The sequence below is a fragment of the Cypionkella psychrotolerans genome (genome assembly GCF_001294535.1).
GTDB classification, from domain to species: domain Bacteria; phylum Pseudomonadota; class Alphaproteobacteria; order Rhodobacterales; family Rhodobacteraceae; genus Cypionkella; species Cypionkella psychrotolerans.
In genome coordinates this window covers 1-24,978 of sequence record NZ_LGIC01000038.1, presented here as the reverse complement: position 1 = coordinate 24,978, position 24,978 = coordinate 1, and the positions used below count along the sequence as shown (strand labels likewise).

The window sequence follows — 24,978 nt, the reverse complement described above, 5'->3', positions numbered from 1 at the left end:
GTGATGATCCCGTCCTATGACGGCCGCGCAGACGAGACCTGCGGCGCGTATTATGGATGCCATTTATGTATTGGAAGGTGGCGGTTTCGGCTTGCCTGTGTGTCTCCCAACAGATGAACCATACTGCAGGCGTATTTCTGTTTCATTCCGACGGCCGCTTCGGCGGTATCATTGATTTCCACGAAGACCGCCGCTTTGCCGTCCCGAAAATCCGTCGCATACTTGCCTGAAAGGTCTGTCGTCTTGCCGCATACCCTGACCCGTCGCGCCGTTCTGGTATCTGCCGCCGCCGCCCTGCCGCTGCACGCCCAAACCAAACCCGTCATTCACGTCGTGAAAGGCACCGACTGCGAGTGCTGCACGGCTTGGGTCGATCACTTGAAAGCCGCGGGCTTCCCTGTGACCGAAGAAGAAATGTTTGGCACTCTGCTGATGCGTTTCAAACAAGATAACGGCGTGCCGCAAAAGATGATTTCATGCCATACTGGCAAGGTCGCGGGCTATGTGTTGGAAGGCCATGTGCCTGCCGACGATATCAACCGCCTGCTGGCCGAAGCCACTGATGCCATCGGTTTGGCGGTTCCGGGTATGCCCTATGGCTCACCCGGCATGGGCGATGAGACAGCGCGCGAGGCCTACGATGTGTTCCTCATCAAGCGCTAGGGCGCGACTGCGGTGTTTACGTCCTATCCAGCCGGGTGATGGGAAGCTATGCGCCAGATCAACCAGCTGTTTTGGTTAAGATCCAGTGCCGCAGCCGGGGAAATACGTTCCTAGCCATCGCGCAGACGTAGTTGATATACCTTCAAGATTCTATGGTATATTTGTGTGGTGATGGCCTTGGTGCAGATTATGCCGCAAGCGATTTTGGGGCCTGTCCAATCGCCTTCATACAACGGCAAGAATTTCTGAAATCTTGTTCCCGTGACAGAGATTTATAACAATATATCAAATACTTAGGTCGATGCAAGGCGCCCAATGGGTGCCTTTCTTGCGTTGCGACACCGCACAACATCTTTCCGTGCAATTCCAAAGGTTTACACTGGTTTCGATTCCTTCCATGCAACATCCATGCGCCACGGAAATGGTCGGATGTTCGCGCGATGTTCCAGAGGCCACAGGTCGCCCGCCTACTGGCCAAAGCATGTTGGCATGGCCAGCTTGCTGATGGCAGCACGGGCGCCAGCAAGGTGCTGATCCGGGTAATCCCCCACAGCAGTTCGAGAGGGAGCTGAAGAATTGCTTCAGATACAGTCATCGCTGTCGAGACCTTCTTCAAGACAATCAAAGCCGAGTTGATCTGGCGGCGAACTTGGGAGACACACAGGCAAGCCGAAACCGCCACCTTCCAATACATAAATGGCATCCATAATACGCGCCGCAGGTCTCGTCTGCGCGGCCGTCATAGGACGGGATCATCACAGGGCGACCGAGCGTGGTGAGCAAGAAAAAGTTTCATCGGGCGTCATTTCCGAGGCAGGATATTGTTACGGTCATAGCTGAGAGCTTTCTCCGGCGTCGTCGTCAGGTGCCTTGTCGGGCCAGAAGCGCACGCCGGGGCGTGCCAGCCCGCCGCCAAGCGATGCCACCGTGCCATCGGCGCGCCAGCAGGCGGCCCCTGTCATGCTATCGTCAAAGCCGATGGCATTCATGCCTCCGCCGATATGGGGCAGAACCCGGACCTCATGGCCCAGAGCCTCCAACCCGGGTTTCTGGGCGGCGTAGGCTTCTTCCAGTTCCACCTCTTGGCCTTGGGTCCAGATCCGGGGGGCCTCGACCGCCTGTTGCAGGGTCATGCGATGGTCGATCAGGTTGACGATAGCCTGTAGGGCCGAGGGGAAGATACGCAAGCCGCCGGGCAGACCCAGCGCAAACACAGGCTTGTCGGCTTGCAGCACAATCATCGGGGCCATCGAGGTTGGCACCCGTTTGCCCGGCACGACCGACAGGGCATGGCCAGGATGCGGGTCAAAGTTTGACATGTAGTTGTTGGGGATGATCCCGGTGCCCGGCACCACGAAGCGCGCGCCAAACAGGCCGTTGATGGTGTGGGTGGCGGTCACGATGTTGCCATCGCGATCGGCGATGGTGATATGCGTGGTGTCGTGGCTTTCCCGGCCCGGCGCAAAGGGGGCGGGTTGACCGGCGTTGGTGCGGATCTGCGTGCGGCATTCGGCGGCGTAGGCTTTCGAGGTCAGCCGTTCGACCGGCACATCGACAAAGGCCGGATCGCCGGAAAAGGCGCGCCGATCCGCAAAGGCAATGCGGATTACCTCGGCCAGAAGATGCAGGCTTGCGGGCGAGCCAAAGCCGATGCCTGCCACGTCATAGCCCTCAAGCATGTTCAGCATCTGGGTGATATGCACGCCGGATGACGCCGGGGGCGGCGGGCCTGCGATCTGGAAGCCCCGGTAGGTGCCGATGATCGGGGCGCGATCAACCGGGCGGTAATCGCGCAGATCCGCCTGCGTGACCCAGCCCGCATCCGGCCCGCCGGTTGCCATCCGCGCGACCAGAGCGGCCCCAAGCGCACCGCCATGCAGGGCCGCAGCACCTTCCTGCTGGATCAGGCGCAGGCTTTGTGCGTAATCGCCCATCACCATTCGGTCACCGGGCTTGAGGGCGGCTCCGTCGCGCAGCACCAGCCGCGCCATCTCGGGATCGCGGCTCAGCTCGGCCTCGGATTCCTTGATCGCACCCGCCAGATAATGCGTGACGGCAAAGCCACGCGTGGCCAGCCGGATCGCGGGCTCCACCACGTCGGCAAACGGCAACCGGCCAAAGCGGGCGTGCATGTCGCACCAGCCCGCAAGGTTGCCCGGAACGGCAACCGCCGAGGCTCCGATCAGGTTGCGATTGTCCTTCGCATCCATGTAGTGCGCCGGGTGGTCGGACACAGGTTCATAAATTTCGGGGTGCATGGAGGCCGCTGCCGCAGACAGCGCGTCGATCACAAGATGCTGACCATCCGCCAGCCGGATATGCGACAAGCCACCGCCAGCGATACCGACCATCATCGGTTCCACCACAGTCAGGGCCAGCAGGGCGGCGACGGCGGCGTCGATGGCATTGCCGCCTGCCGCCAGCATTTCGACCCCTGCCGCCGACCCCAGCGGATGATTGGTCACCACCATGCCGCCACCGCCGCTGGCAGGGGATTTCTCGCAGGCGAAGGGCAGAGGGGCGCGTGTCATGATGGCTCTCGGGTCAAGAAGGGGGCGTATGGGCAGACTTGCCGGGGCCAGAGAGCCCCGGCCAGCACAAGTGCATGGATCAGGTCAGTTTTGCGAGCACTTTGGCAGTGGCGCCCGACAGATCACCCAGCTTGATGCCGCTGTCGCGCACGCTGGCTTCGCGGCTCTTGCCCCGGATCTGGATCTCGATGGCCTTGCGCGCCTCGGCTTCCACCTCGTCGGGAGACAACACGACCACGCCGCTTTCATCGGCCAGCACCGCATCGCCTGCCATCACCACGGTATTGCCGACAGAGACCGGCACGTTGATCGCGCCACCCAGATCGTAGAGGCGGGTGGTGATCGGCGAGATGCCCCGGCACCACATTGGAAAATCCGAGGTTTCAATCTCTTCTAGATCGGTGCAGGGTCCGTCAACAACCGCGCCGACCGCACCGGCGGCCTTGGCACCCACTGTCACACCACCGCCCCAGCAGGCGTAGCGATCATCATGCAAGCGATCGACGATCACGAAATCGCCGGGGCGGATCAGGCTGAGCAGGTGGTGCAGAAGGGTGGAATCCGGGCCTGGGATCGCGATGGTCACGGCGGTGCCGACAACCCGGCGGCGCGGGATCAAGGGTTGGATCTGGCGGTTCAGAAAGCCGAACTGCCGCCAATGGCCAAGCGTTGCGGTTTCGCATTGGGCCAGAAGCTCCAGATGTTGCGCCGGAATCTGGGCGGGCATCGGATTGATTTTATAGCTCATGTCAGATCTTTCATTGCTTGGGATAGGAAATTCAGCGCCCGAAGGCTTTGGCAAAGCCGACGCTGCGCTCGACCAGCAGCACGATGGTCAGCGAAATCGCGATCAGCAGCACCGCCAGCACCGCGACCATCGGATCGGTCCGCTCGTTGACATAGCGGTAGATCACGACCGGCAGGGTTTGCAGACGCGGGCCGACGATGAACAGTGACAGCACGATTTCGTCAAACGACAGAATCGCGGCGATGGCGCTGGAGGCGATGACACCAGGCATCAGCCGGGGCAGGGTGATCTGCAGGAAGGTTTGCAGCGGGCGCGCACCCAGCGTCATCGCCGCTTCTTCCACATCGGTGCCAAGGTTGGACAAGGTGGTTTGCAGGATGCGGATCGAGAACGGCAGCGTCATCACCAGATGCGCCAGCACCAGCCCCGGATAGGTCGCCACCAGCCCGGCGGGGGTGAAGACCATCAGGATGCCCAGACCCAGCATCATGGCGGGCAGGATCAGCGGCGTGAGGATCAGGTTGCGGATCAGCGTACGACCGGGAAACTCCATCCGTACCAGCGCATAGGCGGCGGGCAGGCCCAGCAGCAGACTAAGCACCGCCACGATCACCGCGATGATCGCGCTGTTTTTCAGCCCGGTCATAAAGGCGGCATTGCCCAGAACCGTGCCATACCATTTCAGACTCCAGCCCGAAGGCGGGAACGACAGATAGCTGTCGGCGCTGAAAGAAATCACCAGAATGATCAGCATCGGCAGGAAGATGAACGCGAAGATCGCGATCACATAAGCGCGGCCGAGGATGGAAAGCAGCTTGGTCATGTCAGCGCGTCCTTGTCAGCAGGCGGATCAGCAGCGCGGTCACGGTCATTGCCACCACAAACAGCGCCAACATCAGGAACGACAATGCCGCGGCGGTCGGCCAGTCGAGCGACATCAGCGCCAGATCATAGACCTCGGTCGCCAGCAGGAAGACGCGCCCGCCGCCCAGCAGCGTCGGTGTGATGAAGGACGACACCGACAGCACGAAACCGATCGTTAGCCCGGCCACGATGGCGGGCAGGCTGAGCGGCAGGATAATGCGGAAGAAAACGATGTGCGGCGGCGCGCCCAGCGACATGGCGGCATCGTCCAACTGGCGGTCGAGCTTTCCGAGCCCAGCGGTGATTGTCAGGAACATGAACGGCATGATGCTTTCCGACAAACCGATGATGACGCCGAAGTAGTTGTTGACGATCCGCAGCGGTGTGGCGATCAACCCGGCCGATAGCAGCATATTGTTCAGCAGCCCGTCGTCGCCGAGTGTGATCATCCAGCCAAAAGACCGCACCACCGCCGAGATCAGCAGCGGCGAGGCCGCCAGCACCGTCAGCGGCGTGCGCCAGCGCGAGGTCATCCGCGACAGGAACAGAGCCATCGGATAGGCCATCGCCAGCGCCACCAGCGCACAGGTGACCGACAGGCGCAGGGTGCGCCCCAGCAGCTCTAGATAATAGGGATCGTTCAGGATTTTTATATAAGTGCCGAGGCTGAGCGCCGGGATGATCGCACCGTAGTCTGACTCGTTCAGCGACATGCGGAACAGCCACAGGATCGGTGCGACGAAGGACACCAGCAGCACCAACAGCACCGGCGCAAGCAACAGCCACGGCGTCAGGCGATTGTTGCCTCCGGGGGCGACAAAGGCGTTCATGATGCGAACAGCCGCATGTCGCGGGCAAGCCAGTCTACGCCGACGCGCGCGCCCTCTGCGGCCAACGCCGTGTCGTCACTGTTTGGGCGCAGTTCCGCAATCAAGGTCTGACCGCCATCCAGCTTGATCGCGGTCTCAATCGTGCTGCCGACAAAGACCCGGCGCACCACGGTGCCGGTAAGACCATCGGACGATGGTGGCCGCAGACGGATGGCATGGGGGCGGACCATTACCGCGATGCTGCTGCCATTGGCGGCATTGATTGGCAGATCGGTGGGCAGCGGCAGGGTTTGCCCATCACAGACCAGTGTGGGTTGACCGGCGGAGAGCGAAAGCGTCGTCGCAAGATTGTTCGCACGCCCGATGAAGTTCGCGACAAAGGGCGTCGCCGCGCGGTCATACACCTCGGCCGGGGTGCCGATCTGCTCCAGCTTGCCTGCATTCATCACGGCAATCCGGTCGCACATGGTCAGGGCTTCCTGCTGGTCATGGGTGACAAACAGCGTGGTGATGCCGGTGCGTGTCTGAATATCGCGGATCTCGAAGCGCATTTCGTCGCGCAGGCGGGCATCGAGGTTTGATAGCGGCTCGTCGAGCAGCAGGATTTCAGGCTCAATCACGATGGCGCGGGCGATGGCGACGCGCTGTTGCTGGCCGCCCGAAAGCTCGGACGGTCGACGCGCACCAAAGCTTTCCAGCCGGACGGCCCGCAGGGCTTCTGCGACGCGGGCGCGTTGGTCTTCCTTGCTGACCTTGCGCAACCGCAACCCGAAAGCCACGTTTTGCGCAACGGTCATATGCGGGAACAGCGCGTAGGATTGGAACACCAGCCCCAGATTGCGGTCCCACGGCGGGCGCGACACGATGTTCTGCCCGCCGATGGTGATCTGGCCCGAGGTGGGGGCCAGAAGCCCCGCGAACATCCGCAAGGTGGTGGATTTGCCGCAGCCGGACGGGCCCAGAAGCCCGATGAACTCGCCCTTTGCGATGTCGAAGGACAGGGCGTCCACCGCAGGCCGCGCGCCGCCGTAGTCGAAGCTCAACCGGTCGATGCGGATATGCGGGGGGGCGGTGTCAGCCGATGCCGCCGGGGAAAGGTGCAGGTTCATGGGACCGTCCAATCCGCTGTCAGTTGCTGGCCGAGATGATCTGGCGCTTCCAGATCTGGTTCCACTGCTCGGATTTGGTCGCAGCCCAAGCCCAATCGAGCGGCAACATTTTGTCGAGTTGGCCAGATACCGTGCGTGCCGTCGCTTCTGGGCTGACGACGGCTTTGGCGTTCACCGGGGCATAGAACATCGCTTCGGTGAAGGCGGCCTGAGCTTCGGGCGACAAGGCGTAGTTGATGAAGGCCTTGGCGGCGGCTTCGTTTTTGGAGCCTTTGATCAGATTGATCGTGTTGATTTGCAGGATGCTGCCTTCCTTGGGCAGGACCACGCCTAGTTTTCCGGCGGATAGATCTGCGTAGTATTGTGCGCGGGCGTTCCAGCCGGTGGCCAGCGCGACAGAGCCGTTGATCACCAGCGTATAGGAATCGGGTTTGGGGTCGAAGGTCTGCACGGCGGGGGCCAGTTCAGCCAGTTTGGCGGCCGATTGTTCTACTGTCTGGGTGTAGTCTTCGCCCAGCATCGCCGAGGTCATCACCATCAATCCCGAACCGAGGATCGAGGGCATCGCGGTGATGGCCAGTTTGCCCGCATATTGGGGATCCCACAGCGCTGACAGCGACTCTGGTTTGGTCGCGATGGCGGCGGTGTCATAGATCAATACGAGGTTGTCAAACGTGACAGCGGGGCCGTAGCCTTCCTGCACCGTCGCCTGCGGCAGCAGATCGGCTAGGTTCGGGATATCGGCCACCGACAGCGGTGCGAGCAGATCTTCCTTGTTGCCAATCAGCGCGGTCGACACATCAAAAATCACCACATCGGTCTGCACGTCACTGGCCTGTGACCGCAGGTTCCCCAACATCACCGAAGAGGCAGTGTTGCCGAAGTAGGTGACCGTCACGCCCGGAAACTTTTCCTGGAAAGGCTTAATGACGGCTTCAGTATATTTGTCCTGGAAGACGCCAGAGTAGGCCGACAGCGTGATGGTGCCCGACACGTCGCTGGTCTGGGCATGGGCGGCGGCGGTCAAAAGCCACGAGGCGGCGAGGGTAGAGGCGGCGATGGCATGAAAAAAGCGGGGTGTCATCGAAGGCAGTCTCCTGTTGGATGGGGGCTCTCCTAAAGATCGGAGGTGCCGTTTCGTGTGGCGCGCGGACCAACCTGACTGTCTGAGGCGCAGCCGGAAACCGGCCACCGGCGGTGGCTGACCGTGCGCTGTTGAAGGCAGGATGGATCATGCGTCTCCGGTCACTTCCGGGGCGGATAGGGGCATTTTGCGGGCTTCGAGCGGCCCGGTTCATAGGCTGATGCAACGGTTTGCTGCCAGGAATGTCCAATCGAATTTTCTTTATGAGTGCATCGAAAAAATTTGGATGGATCGTGATGATCTTGACTTATCTGGCTGAAATTACATAGAAATTCTGTGAATTATCTGCATGGCACAACGCAAAAAAACCGGCCCCATGTGGGGCCGGAGGTGGGGTGTCGCAGAGGGATGGCTGCGGTCTGTCGCGGCTAGTAGCCTCTTTTCGCGTCAGCCAGATCGGCAACGGAGCCGGTTTCCTCAAAGGTGCGGATGTTCTTGGCGACGATCTTGCTGCCGGTCGGCGCGTCGATCATCGAGGCGACATGAGGTGTGACCGTGATCCGCGGGTGGCCCCAGAATGGGTGGTCCTTTGACAGCGGCTCCACATGGAAGACATCCAACGTCGCTGCCGCGATCTGCCCCGAACTCAGCGCCTCAATCAGGTCTCTGTCCACCAAATGCGGGCCGCGCGCGGCGTTGATAACGCTCGCCCCACGCTTGAGCCGGTTAAAAGTATCGGCGTTCAGGATGCCCAGCGTGCTGTCGGTCAGCGGCAGCAGGCAGACAAGAATTTCGGTTCCGTCCAGAAATGTGCCGAATGACGCGTCGCCCGCATAGGTCGTCACGCCGGTGATGGTCTTTGGGGAGCGCGACCAGCCCACCACATTGAAGCCAATCTGCGCCAGCATTTGTGCAGCCGCAGCCCCCAGATTGCCCAGCCCCATAATGCCAACACGGCGTTCGGGTGCTGGCGGCACGATGATCTGATCCCAGACATGCGCAGCCTGATTGGCTTGGATCTGCGGCAACTCGCGGTGGTGGCGCAGAACATGCAGCGCGATGTATTCTTTCATCCGCTGTGTCAGATCGGTACCCACGGTGCGAATGATCGGCACATCCTCGGGCAGCTTCTCATCGGCCAGCACATGGTCGATCCCCGCGCCCAGCGACACGATAGCTTTCAGATTTCGGAACGGCGTCATCGCCCCGGTGGAGGGCCGCCAAACCACCGAATAGGTGATGGCATCGGGGTCGGGCACTTTGTCGATCGGATAGATATTCCAATCCGGCATCAGATCGCGGAGCATCTGGCACCACCATTCGGTCTTGTCACTGGAGGGCAGGGAAACGGCAATGCTCATCGTGTGTCCTTGGATCGTGTATCGCGCCGACAGGTTCGGCCCAGGTGAATTCACACCCATTCAAGTCACTGTGCAGCGGCGCGTCAAAGCAAAAATCCTTGTGCCTCTGATAGAAGGTTTTTATGTAGAAACCCCCGACGGTTGGGCTATAGTCTGGGCATGAACTTTAAACAGCTTGAAGCCTTTTATTGGCTGACACGTCTTCAGAGTTATCAGCGCGTTGCCGATCACATCGGCCTTACGCAGCCTGCTGTTTCTGCACGTATTTCCGGTCTTGAGGAAAGTTTTGGTGTGCCGCTGATCGATCGTTCGCAATCCGACTTCACACTGACAGAACAGGGCCACGAAGTAGCTGAATACGCCGAAACTTTCCTTAATTTAAGCGAAGCGCTGACCAGCCGGCTAAAATCAAAACAAAAAAAACGTTATACGATTGGTTTGGTTGCTATGGTCAGCCAGACATGGGGTGTCACGCTGCGGCGCAAGATCGCAGCCATGCCCGATGCGCCGCTGGTCGACTTCTATTCGGGGGGGAATGTTGATCTACGCCCGCTGGTGAAATCGGGTGCGCTCGACATGGCTTTTGTCACGGGTGAGGCGGGCTTGCCACAGATCCAGAACAGCTTTTCGGTCTTGTATCATGTTGGCTGGGCGGCCCGGCCAGACGTGGTGGGGGAAATTGTCCGGCCGCTGACGCCGGATGACCTGCGCGAACTGCCTCTTGTGCTGTATCCACACACCTCGCCGTTGTTCGGCCCAGTGGCGGAGCTGATTGAGGAAACCCGCCGACGGCCAAGCGCGCGCCATACCGGCAACTCTTTGGCCACGATCTGCGATATGGTGCGCTGTGGCTATGGCGCTTCTGCGGTGCCACTGGCGGCGCTTGAGCATGAGATCGCCACGGGCATGCTTGTCGAAATACCGACGACCGTGCGGCTTGCCCCGTTGGATATCCGATGCGTTCATGTCAACAAGGCGCGCAAAGTGCAGACCGAGCAGATATTTCAGCTTGCCCGACAGGCTGCCGAGGAATGGGCGACGGCGCATCCGCGCTATGTCACCTTTGTGCCCCACTGAACGCGGGCCGGGCTGTGCTGTCAGGCTGTAGGATATTGGCCTGCGGCTTCAGGTTTCGGACAGGCAGGTTTTCAGCAGCGTGATCGGATGGGCGATCTGCACACCGGCCCGCAACGCGGTTTGACAGCGGCAGGAAAAACCTGTCGCCAGCACTGGCTGATCCGTGCACGAGACAGGCCCGGCCCAGCTTTGCGCAAATATCTTGGCCGAGGTCGCCTCGTTGCGCAGCTCATGCCCCCAAGTGCCCGCCATGCCACAACAACCGGTCTTTGGGAGATCCAGCGTGACGCCCAGCTTGGCGAAGATTGCGGCCCAAGCGTCACCCGTGCCGGGCCGGAGCGTGGTTTCAGTGCAATGCGGCAGCAGGGTTGCACGGGGCGTGGTTGCAGGGGGCAGGCCTGCCGGGCGCTGCGGTATCCGGTCGGCGACACGTGTAAGCCATTCCTGCGGCAGCAGCACCTGCGGACCGGGTTTGCCCAAAGCCTCGTGGTATTCATCGCCGTAGCTCAGCGTGACCGCGGGTTCGATCCCAACAAGGGTCAGGCCCATTGCCGAGAGTCGGTCGAGATAGATGGTTTGCCGCGCCGCGATGCGGCGAAAGGCCGCCAGACGGCCCAGCACATGCAGCGGCTTGCCGCTTGGGTGGTAGCGGGCGATCCACGGCTGAAACCCAAGCGCTGTGATCACAGCGGCCAGATCCAACAGCGCTTGCGGCTCGAAGAACCGGGTGAAGGCGTCGGGCACGATCACAATGCTGGTCGCGGGGTCGGGCAGAGCGGTGCCGACTATACGAATGCCACGTTGCGCCAGTGCATGCCTCAGGTTCAGCGCGGGCATCACGGGCAGGTGGTGCAGGCCGAGTTTTCGCATCACCGCCGCCCCCAGCCCGGTGACCGCCAGATTGAACAACGGGCGGAGACGTTCAGCCAGCGGCAGCAGCGGCTCCAGAGCCGCCAGCGCATGATCTGACAACGGGCGGCGGTGGCGGGTAAACCAGCTTTCCATGAACTTCACCCGGAACGCGGGCACATCGACCTGCACCGGGCAGGCCCGCGAACAAGCGCGGCAAGACAAGCAACCATCCAGCGCCGCCTTGACCTCGGCCTCGAACTGCGGATCGGCGCGGCCCTCTGGTCCATCCTGACGCAACCATTCCCGCACCAGACCGGCGCGGCCCTTCGGCGAATGTCGCCGGTCGCCGGTGGCTTTGTAAGACGGGCACATCACCTCGGCGGCAGATTGGGCGAAGCAGGCACCGTTGCCATTGCAGGCGAGCGCCGGGGCAAAGGCGGCGCGGGAGGCTGGGGCGATCTGACGGTCGGCCTGACCGCGCAGCGCCACGCCATCGATCTGCATCAGCGGAGTATCAGAGGGGGACGCGATCTTGCCGGGGTTCATTTGGTTGCCCGGATCAAAGGCACGTTTGATGTCTTGCAGAAAGGGATAAAGTGGGCCGAACACTTCGGGCACAAATTCCGAGCGCACGCCCTTGCCGTGTTCGCCCCACAGCAGCCCACCATGCCGCCGTGCCAGTGCATGCACGGCTTCGGTGATCTTGCGGATCAACGGCTCCTGTGCCGGGTCGGTCAGATCAAGCGCCGGGCGGACATGTAATACTCCGGCATCGACATGGCCGAACATGCCATATTCAAGCCCCTCGGCGTCCAGAATGGCGCGAAAGCCTGCGATGAACGCCTCCAATTCCTCGGGCGGCACGGCGCAATCCTCGACGAAGGGCAGAGGGCGTTTGGGCCCGGCGGTTTTGCCAAGCAAGCCCACGGATTTTTTGCGCATGCTCCAGATACGCGCGACAGCGGCCCCGAAGGCCAGCGAATGCCCGCGCCGCCCGTTGATCGGGGTGGCAAGCTCGGCCACCAGACGCGCAATGGCGGTATCAATCTCGACCTGACTGTCACCCGTGAATTCCACCAGAGTGACGCCCTTGGCCGCAGTATCGGGAAAAAACGCCGCCACCTCACGCCAAGCCACATCAGCGCGTGCCAGCCCCAGAACCCGGCTGTCAATGGTTTCCACCGAGGTCGCACCCATCACCGCCAGCGCACGGGCATCGCGCAGCGCGGATTGGAAATCAGCGTAGAAGACGTTCACCAGCGCCGATAGTTTCGGAACAGGCAGCACATTCAACCGCACCTCGGCAATCAACGCCAGCGTGCCTTCGGCTCCGCAGATCACGGCACCCGCATCTATGCCGCCGTCCGAGCGGCGGATATGCGCCAGATCATAGCCTGTCAGGCTGCGGTTGATCTTTGGAAATCGGGTGGCAATCAGATCGGCCTGATCGGTGGCAATCTGGTGCAGCATCCGCAGAATATCCCCCGCGCGCCCCGGCATTTTGGCCAGTGTCTCGGGGGGGTGTGCGCCGGTGTGCAAGAGTTCACCGCCTGGCAAAACGGCGGTCAGGGCCAGCACATGATCGCTGGTTTTGCCATACATGCACGACCCTTGACCGCAAGCATCGGTAGACACCATGCCGCCAATGGTCGCGCGGGACGAGGTGGAAAGTTCCGGTGCAAAGAACAGGCCATGTGCGGCAAGCGCCACATTCAGATGATCCTTGATCACGCCGGGCTCGACACGGACCCAGCGCTCGGTGGGGTTGATCTGCAGAATCCCGGTCATATGGCGCGAGCAATCGACCACCAGTCCCGCGCCCAGAGATTGGCCGTTGGTGCCAGTGCCGCCGCCGCGTGGACGCAGGACGACCTGACCAAAGCGCGGATCGGTCAGCAGTCGGGCGATGCGTTGCAGGTCGGCGGTGCTGCGCGGAAAGACCACTGCCTCGGGCAGCACCTGATAAATCGAATTGTCAGTGGCCAGCACCATCCGGTCGGATACGGCTGCGGTTTGATCGCCTTCGAACCCGGCTTCGCGCAGAGCGTTTAGAAAATCCGGGTAGAGCGCCATATCGGTATTCTTTGCGATGTGGGCTGGGGCGGCGCAACAGCCGCCCCAGCGGGTGAGGAATGCCCGGCAAGGCTTAGGCCGCGAAAGCCTTGGAGACGTGATCGCGGATGAAGCCAGCGCCGATCTTGACCAGACGGTCGCTGAGCGCCTTGCCGGTTTCGGCCGAGCAATGCACCGGATCGCCACCCCAGACGCCATGCGGTGCGCTTTCAATCGCCTCAATCGGGGCTTGCAGGCGTGCGCCGTCGTATTTGATCGCCGCAAACCCGGCCACATCCACGCCCATGGCTTTCTGGCCCTTGGGTGGGGCCTGACGCATATCAAGCCGTAGGATTTCCGGGTAGTAGTGCAGCCCGATTGAGGTCAGCGGATCGCCACCATGGCCCGAGGATTTCGCAGCCTGCTCCGGCCCGAGAATGTCTTTCAGTAGCTCATAGCTGATCTGCCAGAGATACATCGAGGCCACGAACATCCCGTTCTTTTGCCGCCATTTCAACGCTACGTCGTTGATCGGACCCACATTGCCGCCATGCCCGTTGATCACGAGGATCTTGGTCAGACCGTGGCGCGACAGGCTGGCAAACATATCATCGAGCAAGGCTGCCAGTGTGGATTGGCTGATGGCGATCCCGCCATGCGACGAGCCGAAATAATCGGCGCCGCCAAACGGGATCACTGGGGCGATGAATGTCGGCACGCCTTCAGCACGTGCGGCGCGGGCAATATCCAGCGCTACGCATTCGGCGGCCAGATAGTCGCCCATCGGCGCATGGGTGCCCTGATCCTCAAGCGAGCCCATCGGCAGCAGGATCACGGCATCCTGGTTCAGATACTGACGCGCTTCTTCGCTGGTCAGTTCGGCGATCTTGATCTTATCGGTCATCATTGGTGTTTTCCTTAAAGAATGTCGTCTCGGATGCAGGCCTTCATGCGGCCCTGCCCTGCGTCGCGAAGTGGTGGCACGGTTTCGGCGCAGGCAGGCAGCGCATAGGGGCAGCGGGTGCGGAACACGCAGCCGGAAGGGGGTGTCAGGGGTGAGGGAATTTCGCCCGTCAGCCGGATGCGCTGGCTTGTGTGCTTGAGGCTCGGCTCGGCCGAAATCAGCGCGGCGGTGTAGGGGTGCTCGGGGTCGAAATGGATCTGATCGGCGGGGCCGACCTCCATCACTTTGCCCAGATACAGCACCATCACCCTGTCCGAGATATAGCGGACCACCGACAGATCATGGCTGATGAACAGCAGCGAGATCCCGGTTTTGGCGCGCAGATCGGCCAGAAGGTTCAGCACCTGCGCCTGAATAGAGACGTCCAGCGCCGATACCGCCTCATCGCAGACGATGAACTTCGGCTCTACCGCCAAGGCACGAGCGATGCCGATGCGCTGACGCTGGCCGCCGGAAAACTCATGCGGGCGGCGGTCGAGGAAAGTCGGGTTGAGTCCGACCATCTCCATCAGCCCGATCAGCCGTTCGGCGCGGGCGGTGCCCAGATGCAGCTTGTGGGTGTCCAAGGCTTCCGTCAGCACGGCGCGGATGGTCTTGCGCGGATCAAGGCTGGCGTAGGGGTCTTGAAAGATGATCTGCATATCCTTGCGCAAGCGGCGTAGATCGGTGCTGGAGATTGCGGATAGATCCTGCCCTTCAAACCGGATCGTGCCGGAATCCGCCCCGATTAACCGCAGCACCGCCCTGCCGATGGTGCTTTTGCCCGAGCCGCTTTCACCGACCAGCCCCAGCACCTCGCCGGGGTGCACCGACAGGCTGACATCGCGCAAGACCTGCATCATCCGCTTGCCGAACAGACCCTTGCGGCCGACCGGATAGCTTTTGGTCAGGTTCTGCACCTCAAGCAACGGGGTCATCGTGCGGCCTCCAGTCCGGCTTCGGGCGCGCGGAAGCAGCGCACCTGGCGGTCGCCATCGGCGCTGACGAACAGCGGCGGGCGGGCATCGGCGCAAGACGAGACGGCTATCGGGCAACGGTTGTGGAAGGTGCAGCCGGAGGGGCGCGCATCCAGCAGCGGCGGTGTGCCGCTGATCGCGCGCAGCCGGTCGCCACGCGCCGAATGCAAGTCTTCATGTGACGACGGCATACTTTCCAGCAGCGCTACCGTATAGGGATGATGCGGGTCATTCAGCACCTGCGCGGCGGGGCCTTCTTCGACCACCTGACCGGAATACATCACCGCCACGCGGTCGGCGATTTTGGCCACGATGCCAAGGTTGTGGCTAATGAACAGCAAGCTCAGGCCGTTGGCATATTCGGTGCGCAGGCGTTGCAGCAGTTCGATGATTTCGGCTTGAATGGTCACATCCAGCGCGGTGGTGGGTTCATCCGCGATCAGCAGGCGTGGCTCGCAGGTCAGCGCCATGGCGATCATCACGCGTTGGCGCATGCCCCCGGACATCTCATGCGGGTAGCCGTCAAAACGCCGTGCCGGTTCGTTGATGCCGACCAGTTCCAGCAGGCTGATGGCGCGGGCGCGGGCATCGCTGGGCGACATCGCGCGGTGCGACAAGATCGCCTCGACCATCTGCGCGCCAACCTTGTGGATCGGGTTGAGCGAGGTCATCGGTTCCTGAAAGATCATCGCCACATCATTGCCGCGCAGACCTTCCAGCTCCTTAGCATTCAGCGCACCCAGATCCACCATCTCGCCCGATTTGCGGCGCAGGCGCAGCGCGCCACGGGCTTGACGGACCGCACCGGGCAGCAGACCCATCAGCGCCAGCGACGTCAGGGATTTGCCCGAGCCGCTTTCACCCACTAGGGCCGTGCATTGGTTGGCCCGCAGCGTCAGCGACACATCCTCGATCACATTGACCGGCCCGCCGGGGCGCATAAGATCCAGCCGCAGATCGCGCACCGAGGCCACCACATCTGCCGTCTCATCCGCCGGGACCATTCCCGCCGCAACCGGAACCGAGGTTTCATCCTTACCACCGCCCAGCGCGCCCTTTGGGTCCAGCGTATCGCGCAGCCGGTCGCAAAAGAAGTTGATCGCGTAGATGGTTAGCGTCAGCGCTACACAGGGGATCAGAATGCCCAGGGGGTCTTGGCTCATGAACTGGCGTGCGCCCCGGATCATCTGCCCCCAGGATGGGGCAGGCGGCACCACGCCAAGGCCAAGAAAGGACAGACCACTTTCGATGGTGATCGCGGCGGCGGCGGTCAGTGAATATTGCACCGACACCGGGCCTGCGATGTTCGGCAGAATGGTGCCCAGCACGATGCGGTGCGAGGGCGTTCCCAAAGCGCGGGACGCTTCGACAAAATCCAGCGACGAGACCCGCAGCGCCTCGGAAAAAGCGATCCGGGCAAACGACGGAAAGTAGAGCACCGACAGCACCGCCACCAAGGTGCCCGCACCGGGGCCGAACAGCGTCACCACCAACAGCGCCAGCAGGATCGGTGGAAAGCATAGCACCACATCCGACAGACGGGTGGTGAGGAATTCGAACGGCCCGCGAAAATACGCTCCGATCAGCCCGAACAGCGTGCCGACAATGCAGGCGAGCGTGGTGGCCACGAAAGCCACCGTCAGCGACACCTGCCCGCCATAGAGCACCCGCGCCAGCCGGTCGCGGCCGAATTCATCTTGCCCCAGCCAATGCGCGAAACTGGGCGGCGCCAGTCGGTCACGCACTGCAATCTGGACCGGATCAGCGCCGGTGATCAGCGGCGCCGCGAAGGGAATGAGGATAAGTGCCGCCAACAGCAGCGTGGGCAGGATCATGCACCGGGGAAACCCTGGCAGCAGGCGGGTTTTGCGCGTAGCGCGGACGGGGATCGCGGTCATTGCAGGCGAACCCTTGGATCCAGCAGGGAATACAGGATGTCGATCATCAAATTGATGCCGATAAAGATGGCGGCGACGGTCAGGATGATCGCCCGGACGGTTGGGTAGTCGCGCTGCTCAACGGCTGTGACCAGCATTCCGCTGAGGCCGGGCCAGTTGTAGACAAATTCGATCAGCACGGTTGATCCCAGCAGGATGCCCAGTTGCAGCCCGGCAACGGTGATGACTGGCCCCAGCGCATTGCGCAGGATATGGTGGCGCACCACCAGACTGCGGCGCAAGCCCTTGGCCGTGGCGGTGCGCACCCAGTCATGCCCGCGCATCTCCAGCACGCTGGCCCGTGTCATCCGAAAAATGATCGTCGCCAGATGCAGCGCAACAGTGGTCGCGGGCAGGATCAGCATTTGCAGATGCTGCGCAGGATCTGCGGCAAAGGCGACATAGCCCCCGGCGGGCAGCACCCCCAGCACCTGTGCGAAAAAGTAGATAAACAGCGTGCCGACCACGAAACCGGGGATCGAGGTCAGCAGCGCGTTCACCGCCGAGGCGATCACATCAAAACGCCCGCCACCGCGCAGCCCGGCCAGCGTTCCCGCCGGAATCGCCAGCAGAAGCGCGAGGATCGCGCCGACAGCGATAATCTCCAGCGTGCGGGGCAGTCGCAGCGCGATGTTATCGGCAATGGACGAGCCATCGACAATTGAGGTGCCGAAATCGAACTGCGCCGTATTGGCCAGAAAGCCGAAGTATTGCGCCAGAATTGGCTTATCCAGCCCCATCTCGTTGCGCAGATTCTGGATCGCTTCCTGCGTGGCGCTGCCGCCGCCCGTAGACAGCAACAGCTCTGCCGGATCACCGGGCACGATCACCAGAAGTGAAAAAATGATCGTGCCAACGACCAGCAGCATGACGATTGCTGCCGCCAACCGGCGTAGGAGGAATTCCAGCATCGGCCGCCCCTCAGCCTAGTTTCGTATCGTCGAGTGCGTAAGCAGACGCGCCGTTCAGAAAGCCGGGCAGGGCTTCAAATCCGGTGACGGTCTTTTTCATAGCATAGGCCTGCACCCGCCAGTTCAGCGGCACCTGCGGCACCTCTTCGAAATAGGCGGTGGCAAGATCCTGATAGATTGCCTTGCGCTTTTCCGGGTCGACTTCAGTGCGGCCCTGTTCCAGGAGCCCGTCGATCCGCGCGCTTTTGAAGCCAAAGGACTGCAAGTAAGAGGGGTTGCCAGAATACAGCAGTGACCAAAGCGAATCCGGGTCGTTGTAGGTGCCCGAGCTGCCATGCACGGCGAGATCGTATTTGCCTTCTTTGCCAGCGGTGACACGGGTGCCCCAGTCTGGCAGATCCAGCGTGGCGTTGATGCCGATCATCGCCAGATAGGCCTGCACAACCGACGCTGTGTCCTGGTGCATGCCATAGGTCGCCGTGGCCAGAAGGCGGCAGTCGAACCCGTTCGGATAGCCCGCTTCGGCCAGCAGCGCCTTGGCTTTCTCGGCGTCGAATGTCCACTCATGCGCGGGGTCCGTTAGATCGAAGGGCGAACCTTGCGGGTTAGGGAAGCCATACAGAGGCACGCCGCGACCAGCGAAGGCGGCATCCACCACATCTTGACGCTCAATGGCATAGCCGACCGCCTGACGCACCTTGGCATCGGCAAACGGGCCATCGGTCACATTGAACAGCAAGAACATGTAGGGCCCAAGCGTGCTTCTCATTTGCATCGTGTCCGAAGCTTCAACGGCGTCGAACTGGGTCCACGGCAGATATTCGATCAGATCCACATCGCCCGCTTCCAGTGCAGCAAAGCGCAGGTTTTCGTCGGCATAGGCGATGAAGCGGATGCCGCCGACATGGGGCTGGTCGTCCGCGTAATATTTGTCGAACCGCTCCAACTCGATGAAAACACCCTTCTCGCTGGACTTCATCACAAAAGGCCCCGCACCGATTGCATTGTCTTCGGTGCTTTCAGCCGAAATGACCGGGCAGCAATAGCTGGCCATCAGATCCAGAAAGATGGCACTGGGCGATGACAGCGTGATTTGCACGGTTTTTTCATCGACAGCTTCTGCGGCCGTGATGATCGTCAGATCGCTTTTCAGAAAGGCGCTGGAGCCCTCCTTTGTGATCTCGTTCAGCGAAAACACCACATCGGCCGCTGTCACCGGTTTGCCGTTGTGGAAGGTGGCTTTCGCACGCAGTTTGAACACGGCAACCGTGGGTTCCAGCCATTCAAAGCTTTCGGCCAGTTCGGGCAGCAGCTTGCCCGAGGCATCATAGCCCATCAACCCACGGTAGATCATTAGCTTGACGGTGTTCGCTGCCCCCCCGGTATTGTCGAATGGTTTGACGGTGGGCGGGAAAGTGGAGAGGCCGAACTTCAGGATGGCGTTGGTGCTTTGCGCCCAAGCGCCGCAGGGCAGGGCCATCGCGGTGATGCCGACGCCCAGACTGAGCAGAACGCCACGGCGCGTGGCCATCATGCTTGCTTGAAAGGAATGTGTCATGGATACCTCGGATCTGTGGGATGGGGACGTCGCGGGCATTGGCCTCGTCTTGGGTCGGATCGAAGCCTTGCGGATGGGGTGCTGTCCAATCGAAAAAACTTTTATGGCGGATAGATTTCTTTACCCGCTCCGACTTTTCTCCAAGCGCCATCAGTCGATGCACCTGCCGCGAGAGTCAACCTGATGCGTATTTTATATATTAGTTACAGTCGGTTGTATCTGGGTGGCAGGAGACACTGACGGTGCTTTTGCCCAGTGCGGGGCCGGATGGGTGGCCTATGCTCTGTCAGCGGGTCTTTCGCCTCTGGTGCATTTTTTTGGCGCCAGTATAGGCGGCGGAGCATGTGCCGCAAGTTTCAGCTCGAGGAGCGCCGGATCATGCGCTGTCGGTTGATCAAGAAACTCTACGGGCGATCAAAAAAATTTCGATTGGACAACTGCGTGCGTCACGGGTGTTGATTGGCTGTCGCCTACTAGCAGCGGAACCGCCGGATGCCGCACTTCCGGCGATAAGCGGGCGTTCTAGTTCCGGGGTTCGCCGCACCCCGCCATACATCACCGGACACCCTGATGACACTGATTGTTCGCCTTGCCCTGCGCGACTGGGACTATCTCACACCCTTGCTGTTGGGGGATGTCGTGGACCCGCGGATTGACCTGCAAATCGGGCGGGTGGGCACGCTGGTTGCCGATCTGGCCGTGAATGCCGCCTATGACGGGGCCGAGATTTCCTTTAGCCGTTATGTGCAGGATCGGGCGGCCGGGATGGCCGAGGTTCTGGGTGTGCCGCAGTTTCTGATGCGTGGCTTTCGTCACCGCTGCATCATTACCGCCAAGACCAACCCGATCACCCGGCTGCAGGATCTGGCGGGCAAAAAGATAGGTGTCACCGGCTGGCAGGATAGCGGTAACAGTTGGACCCGGGCGGCGCTGGCGGATCTGGGTGTCGGGGTCGAGGACGCGATGTGGTATGCGGGCCGTCTGACCAGCGCGCATCCGATCACCGACCGTCTGGGGCGCTTTGCCCGCCCGGGCCGGATCGAGGCGATGCCGGGCGAACAACCCATGATCGCGGCGCTGCTGGATGGCGGTCTGGATGCAGTGTTCACGCCCTTTATGCCGAGCGGATTTTTTCGCCAGGACTCGCCCTTCCGCCATGTGCTGCCAGATTTCCGCAGCGCCGAGATCGCTTATTTTGATCGTGTGGGCTATGTGCCGGGGATGCATATCCTTGGCCTGAAAGCCAGCTTTGCCGCCAAGCATCCTTGGGTTGGCGCGGCACTGAGTGATCTGTTTGATCAAGCGCTGGCGATGTGGCTGGAGAAGCGCCGCAAATATGCCGAGACAACACCTTGGATCATTCAGGATATCGCGGTGATGGATGCGGCTCTAGGGGCGAGCTGGGCTGCCAGTGGTGTTGCGGCCAATGCGACAATGGTGGGTGATTTCGTGCGCCAGGCGCGGGAACAGGGGTTGATCACCCGTGACCTTACGCTGGCAGAGATTTTCCCCGCAGACTAGAGCCGTTCATGATGTGGTAAACCTCCAAGATTCTATGGTATATTTGCGTGGTGATGGCCTTGGTGCAGATTATGCAGCAAGCGATTTCGGGTCTGTCCAATCGCCTTCATACAAAGGCAAGAATTTCTGGAGTCCTATCTCCGAAACAAAATATAACAACGATATCAAATAGATATAACCTGACATAAACAGTCTGGTTTTGCATTTGAAATCCTTGTCAACACCTGGTCAATGTTTGACGAGTCCCCCCTGCAAAGCGGAGGCCTTTTGATTCTGGCCTCGAGAAAATCCTTGTGGCAGCATCGCGCTATGATCGAGTTCCACACACTTCCCGATGACCATCCTGACCTCGCGCAGTCGCCCGTGCTGCGAGCGGCGTTGCTGACACTTCGATATGCGCAGGAGCACGGGGCCATCGGTCTGACCAAAACCATGGCCTTTAAGCGCGTCTTTGTGCATTGGGCGGTCGAGTATTTTGATTGGCCCGGAAAAGGCGCCGAGGAAATGTTCCGCTACAGCAGGGTCATCAACGAATGCGAATTTCCGCCGCTAGAAGTTCTGCACTACCTGTTGCTCACGCTGCGCCTGAGGGGGCCCTTCAAGGGTGAGTTCCGCCTGACCAAGCGCGGCGCGGAGTTGGCGCGCGCACCAGCGCAGCTGTTTGCCGAAATCATCCCCTTCTTCGTTCTCAAGATCGACCATGCCTCCTATGCCTCGCTTCGAGGAGCGCCCCTTGGGCAAATGGGACGTCTGGATGAATGTCATCAATGTCGAGGCCGACCAAGGAACCACCAAGCAGGCACTGTTCGCGGCGTTCTATGGCGAGGAACATGACTGGGACGATGCTGGATGGTGGGAAATGGCCGCATTCTCCTCCTGCGTCTTGCGCCCGCTTGAATGGGCGGGATTGCTTTCCGAGACAAAAAAGGCAGCTCAGCGCCTGTTTGTATTTGGATTAGCACAAGTTCGAACACCCACGACCTTCACACCCACAATGATCGGATCGTCCACGCGTGGCTGACTTATGCAGGCCGCTATGATGTCAAAACGATAGATCGGCATCTATCGGCAATCAGGTATTGCGAGGGACTTCTGGGCGGAAAGCCTTTCAGCAAGTTGACCGGTGCCGATGTCGACAAAATCCGGAAGGACCTCAAGCGGCGCGCAGACGTAAATGCTGTGGACAGCCTGTCTTCTTCTTCGATCAGGCATATCGCTTCGCATTTGTCGGCATTTTTCGCCTGGTTAACCAAACTGTAATGTGGTCACAACCGTCCCTGACGTCCGCGCAGTGCCAAAACATCCACTACATGCCGCACCCGAGCCAGCAGATGGCGTGTCTCGGGCCAAAGTGCGTGGATGCTGACCGTTGCGGTGGCGTAGTCTGGCAGCACCTCCACAAGGCTGCCATCGGACAACGCCGGGGCTACCAGTGACCATGGCATCTGCGCGATGCCGAGCCCCGCAATCGCCGCATCCACCACCGCTGTTCCATCCCCCACCTCATGCGTTGGGGTAACGCGCAGACGCATCGGGCGGCCATCTGGCCCGGTTAGCCGATAGCCGATGGGGACGTCGGTTCGGACGCCGGTGATGCAGTCATGACGGCTAAGATCCTCGGGCACTTGCGGCATGCCGCGCCGGGCTACGTAGGAGGGTGCCGCCACCAATGGCACCCGTTGCTCGGCCAGTTTGCGGCTGATCAGGCCGGTCGTGTCGGGCGTTTCGCCAAAGCGGATCACCAGATCGACCTGTTCTTCGATGGGGTCTATGATCCTGTCGGTGAAGGACAGTGACAGGCGCAGGTCGGGATGTTCCTGCGCGATCCCGGCAAGGATCGGCAACAGCACCTGCCGCCCCCAAGCCGCAGGCGCATCAACGCGCAGGCGGCCTGCGATGCTGCGGTTTTGGCTGGTCAGCGAAGTTTCCGCCGCCTGAATGTCTTCAAGCGCGCGGCGGGCAACGGAAAGATAGGCCTCGCCATCCGGTGTCAAGATCAGGCGGCGCGTGCTGCGGTGGATCAGGGTCACTCCAAGCCGCGCCTCCAAACGGGTGACGCTTTTGCCGACGGCGGATTTGGTCAGGCCCAGAACCTGCGCCGCTTCGGTGAAGCTGAGATGCCGTGCCGTCTCAGCAAACGTTTGAATGCCCTGCAGGTCCGGTTGTGCCATTGTATCCTCCGGTGATACTCTGAGGGGAGAATCCGATATCTAACCCTGTATCGGTGACACGGTTATCTTCCTCACACAAGCTGCGGCCATGTGGCCCGGCGACTAGATCAATGAGGATAAGGGATGCCCGTAGTGCGCGTAAGCTGGTTTGACGGAAAGACCGCTGATGAAAAAGCAGTGGTTGCCAAAGAGATCACCGAGAGCATCGTCAAGAACACCGGCACCGATGCCAGTTATATCTATGTAATTTTCGAGGACGTGAAAGCCTCGGATTGGGCTGGCGCAGGCAAGCTGTTTGGTTGACCAGTGATGCGTCCGAAACTTCGGGCGCGTCTTTCCTTAAGATGAGATTTCCGATGAAGAACCTAATCGCCGCCGTTCTGCTGTCCTTGCCGCTAGTCACCTCTGCCTTTGCGGACACAGCCTTCGCAGTCATCGGCGACTACACGTTCCCCAATGCGATTGAGGGTATGCCGCCGAAGCTGTCCGACTTTGAGGGGCTGCAGATCAACAGCTTTACCAGCAATGACGGTACCGGATGGGTGCAGGACGGAAGCATTGCGGCACCAAGATATACGCTGGTGCCATTGGCCGAGGCGGCCCGTGTCCACACCGTGCTGGAAAGCCGGGGCGTTTCCGGGCGTGTGCTTTTGGTCCCTTAAACTGCGGCTGGTCCACACACAAGGTCTGCGCTCACCATGCCGATTCGGCGGATAAGGGGTGCCCTATCCACGGAAGCTGTACGATAGCCCGATGAATCCGAAGCCTTGCGTGTCGTCGAAGACGATCGGGCTGTCCTTGGCGTCGCCAAGCAACTTGGACATCGTCGCCGAGGCTGTTAGGTTGACACGCTCGGTGATCCGGTAGTTTGCGGTCAGACCGATCAAGACATCTTTGAACCCGCTGCCGGGCGTGAACGCGTCGATGCCTGCGCAGGTGTGACACCGAAATAGCTTTGGTTGTAGTCGCCGTCCGACCAAGTGGTTCCGATGACCCGGTGATCCGCTCCCCAACGTTGGACCGCCCGAAGGCAGGGTTTTCCGGCTCCGCTCCGGGTGACGGGCTGGTGGCGCCCCCCGATTTCGTCAGCATGATCGGAACCTTGTTCCCGATCGCGCCATGTGGCCGTTCCTCGTTGTAGTATCTACGCCAAGCCTCCAACTTTTCGGCCGCATCCGCAAGCGTCAGGAACCAATGTGCGTTCAGACATTCCGCTCGGAAGCGGCCATTAAACGCCTCGATATAAACGCCTCGATAAACGCATTGTCCGTGGGCTTGCCTGGCCGAGAGAAGTCCAGGGTGACGCCGCGCTGATAGGCCCAGAGGTCCATGTCGCGCGAGACAAACTCGCTGCCTTGATCGACGCGGATCGTCTTCGGGTAGCCAATATTCCGGCAGACCCGATCCAGTGTCGCGACCACGTCTTCCCCGCGGTAGCTGAACCTTACGTCGAGCGTCGGCACATAGCGCGAGAACGTGTCCACGACCGTCAATACCCGCAGTTTCTTGCCCGTCGCCAGCTGGTCATGAACGAAGTCCATCGCCCAGACATCATTCGGCCCGACTGGCTCGGTGCGGTCGTCGCGCAGCTTCGCCTTCACCTGGCGCTTGGGCGTCTTGTTGCTGAGCTGCATGCCCAACTCCCTCTAAATGCGGTAGACTTTCTTGATGTTCACGCCCCAGCCTTCGCGGGCCAGAAGAACATGCACGCGTCGATAGCCATAGCGCACGCGCGTTTCGCAGATCTCCTTGATCCGCTTGGCAACAGCAGCCTGATCAGTGCAGCGGG

20 protein-coding genes and 4 pseudogenes are annotated in these 24,978 nt (G+C 61.0%); 8 read left to right on the top strand and 16 right to left on the bottom strand.

What is annotated here, in order from left to right:
* The first annotated feature begins 65 nt into the window (after positions 1–65).
* From AKV04_RS25485 to AKV04_RS25475, 3 genes and pseudogenes are all read left to right on the top strand, one after another.
* A complete protein-coding gene (locus AKV04_RS25485; RefSeq protein WP_407638415.1) occupies positions 66–230 on the top strand; it encodes a hypothetical protein in 165 nt (54 codons plus the stop codon).
* Positions 231–273: 43 nt separating this feature from the next.
* Positions 274–663, top strand: a complete 390-nt coding sequence (locus AKV04_RS25480; protein ID WP_407638416.1) for a DUF411 domain-containing protein — start codon at positions 274–276, stop codon at positions 661–663.
* A 596-nt stretch (positions 664–1,259) separates the two neighbouring features.
* Positions 1,260–1,442, top strand: a pseudogene (locus AKV04_RS25475) (IS3 family transposase); the annotation flags it as partial.
* 51 nt (positions 1,443–1,493) lie between these two features.
* Here AKV04_RS25475 and ggt read toward each other — a convergent pair.
* The 7 genes from ggt to AKV04_RS09415 all read right to left on the bottom strand — a co-directional run bounded on the left by ggt (position 1,494) and on the right by AKV04_RS09415 (position 9,190).
* Positions 1,494–3,194, bottom strand: coding sequence for a gamma-glutamyltransferase (gene ggt, locus AKV04_RS09445; RefSeq protein WP_054006210.1), 1,701 nt, complete (start codon positions 3,192–3,194; stop codon positions 1,494–1,496).
* 79 nt (positions 3,195–3,273) lie between these two features.
* Positions 3,274–3,942: an RraA family protein gene (locus AKV04_RS09440; RefSeq protein WP_054006209.1), complete on the bottom strand. Its 669-nt coding sequence runs from the start codon at positions 3,940–3,942 to the stop codon at positions 3,274–3,276.
* 31 nt (positions 3,943–3,973) lie between these two features.
* Positions 3,974–4,765, bottom strand: coding sequence for an ABC transporter permease (locus AKV04_RS09435; protein ID WP_054006208.1), 792 nt, complete (start codon positions 4,763–4,765; stop codon positions 3,974–3,976).
* Between the two features lies 1 nt (position 4,766).
* Positions 4,767–5,636, bottom strand: a complete 870-nt coding sequence (locus AKV04_RS09430) for an ABC transporter permease (RefSeq protein WP_054006207.1) — start codon at positions 5,634–5,636, stop codon at positions 4,767–4,769.
* Positions 5,633–6,745 (bottom strand): ABC transporter ATP-binding protein, encoded by a 1,113-nt coding sequence (locus AKV04_RS09425; protein WP_054006206.1) that lies wholly within the window; start codon positions 6,743–6,745, stop codon positions 5,633–5,635. Before AKV04_RS09425 ends, AKV04_RS09430 begins: the two co-directional genes overlap by 4 nt.
* A gap of 19 nt (positions 6,746–6,764) precedes the next feature.
* A complete protein-coding gene (locus AKV04_RS09420) occupies positions 6,765–7,829 on the bottom strand; it encodes an ABC transporter substrate-binding protein (protein ID WP_054006205.1) in 1,065 nt (354 codons plus the stop codon).
* A 428-nt stretch (positions 7,830–8,257) separates the two neighbouring features.
* Positions 8,258–9,190, bottom strand: a complete 933-nt coding sequence (locus tag AKV04_RS09415) for a 2-hydroxyacid dehydrogenase (RefSeq protein ID WP_054006204.1) — start codon at positions 9,188–9,190, stop codon at positions 8,258–8,260.
* Positions 9,191–9,349: 159 nt separating this feature from the next.
* Here AKV04_RS09415 and AKV04_RS09410 point away from each other — a divergent pair, with 159 nt between their 5' ends.
* Positions 9,350–10,267, top strand: a complete 918-nt coding sequence (locus tag AKV04_RS09410; protein WP_054006203.1) for a LysR family transcriptional regulator — start codon at positions 9,350–9,352, stop codon at positions 10,265–10,267.
* A gap of 48 nt (positions 10,268–10,315) precedes the next feature.
* Here the strand turns inward: AKV04_RS09410 and AKV04_RS09405 are convergent, their stop codons facing one another.
* From AKV04_RS09405 to AKV04_RS09380, 6 genes are all read right to left on the bottom strand, one after another.
* A complete protein-coding gene (locus AKV04_RS09405) occupies positions 10,316–13,192 on the bottom strand; it encodes an FAD-binding and (Fe-S)-binding domain-containing protein (RefSeq protein ID WP_054006202.1) in 2,877 nt (958 codons plus the stop codon).
* A gap of 73 nt (positions 13,193–13,265) precedes the next feature.
* On the bottom strand, positions 13,266–14,075 hold the full coding sequence (locus AKV04_RS09400) for a creatininase family protein (protein ID WP_202905593.1): 810 nt from the start codon (positions 14,073–14,075) through the stop codon (positions 13,266–13,268).
* 14 nt (positions 14,076–14,089) lie between these two features.
* Positions 14,090–15,052: an ABC transporter ATP-binding protein gene (locus AKV04_RS09395; RefSeq protein ID WP_054006200.1), complete on the bottom strand. Its 963-nt coding sequence runs from the start codon at positions 15,050–15,052 to the stop codon at positions 14,090–14,092.
* On the bottom strand, positions 15,049–16,989 hold the full coding sequence (locus AKV04_RS09390) for a dipeptide/oligopeptide/nickel ABC transporter permease/ATP-binding protein (RefSeq protein ID WP_054006199.1): 1,941 nt from the start codon (positions 16,987–16,989) through the stop codon (positions 15,049–15,051). The genes AKV04_RS09395 and AKV04_RS09390 overlap by 4 nt, the downstream gene beginning before the upstream one ends.
* Positions 16,986–17,939 (bottom strand): ABC transporter permease, encoded by a 954-nt coding sequence (locus AKV04_RS09385; RefSeq protein WP_054006198.1) that lies wholly within the window; start codon positions 17,937–17,939, stop codon positions 16,986–16,988. Before AKV04_RS09385 ends, AKV04_RS09390 begins: the two co-directional genes overlap by 4 nt.
* Before the next feature lie 10 nt (positions 17,940–17,949).
* On the bottom strand, positions 17,950–19,497 hold the full coding sequence (locus AKV04_RS09380; RefSeq protein WP_054006197.1) for an ABC transporter substrate-binding protein: 1,548 nt from the start codon (positions 19,495–19,497) through the stop codon (positions 17,950–17,952).
* Between the two features lie 570 nt (positions 19,498–20,067).
* Here AKV04_RS09380 and AKV04_RS09370 point away from each other — a divergent pair.
* Both AKV04_RS09370 and AKV04_RS09365 read left to right on the top strand, forming a co-directional pair.
* Positions 20,068–21,018: a substrate-binding domain-containing protein gene (locus tag AKV04_RS09370; protein WP_054006195.1), complete on the top strand. Its 951-nt coding sequence runs from the start codon at positions 20,068–20,070 to the stop codon at positions 21,016–21,018.
* Between the two features lie 309 nt (positions 21,019–21,327).
* A pseudogene (locus AKV04_RS09365) lies at positions 21,328–22,039 on the top strand (hypothetical protein).
* A gap of 244 nt (positions 22,040–22,283) precedes the next feature.
* On the opposite strand, the gene AKV04_RS09360 reads toward AKV04_RS09365, so the two are convergent.
* Positions 22,284–23,189 (bottom strand): LysR family transcriptional regulator, encoded by a 906-nt coding sequence (locus AKV04_RS09360; protein WP_054006194.1) that lies wholly within the window; start codon positions 23,187–23,189, stop codon positions 22,284–22,286.
* 123 nt (positions 23,190–23,312) lie between these two features.
* Between AKV04_RS09360 and AKV04_RS09355 the strand changes: the two genes are divergently transcribed.
* Both AKV04_RS09355 and AKV04_RS09350 read left to right on the top strand, forming a co-directional pair.
* On the top strand, positions 23,313–23,492 hold the full coding sequence (locus AKV04_RS09355; protein ID WP_054006193.1) for a tautomerase family protein: 180 nt from the start codon (positions 23,313–23,315) through the stop codon (positions 23,490–23,492).
* Positions 23,493–23,545: 53 nt separating this feature from the next.
* Positions 23,546–23,851: a hypothetical protein gene (locus AKV04_RS09350; RefSeq protein WP_054006192.1), complete on the top strand. Its 306-nt coding sequence runs from the start codon at positions 23,546–23,548 to the stop codon at positions 23,849–23,851.
* Between the two features lie 63 nt (positions 23,852–23,914).
* Here the strand turns inward: AKV04_RS09350 and AKV04_RS25470 are convergent.
* Positions 23,915–24,270: pseudogene (locus AKV04_RS25470) on the bottom strand (MipA/OmpV family protein).
* A pseudogene (locus AKV04_RS09345) lies at positions 24,243–24,978 on the bottom strand (IS3 family transposase); the annotation flags it as partial. The pseudogenes AKV04_RS25470 and AKV04_RS09345, both read right to left, overlap by 28 nt.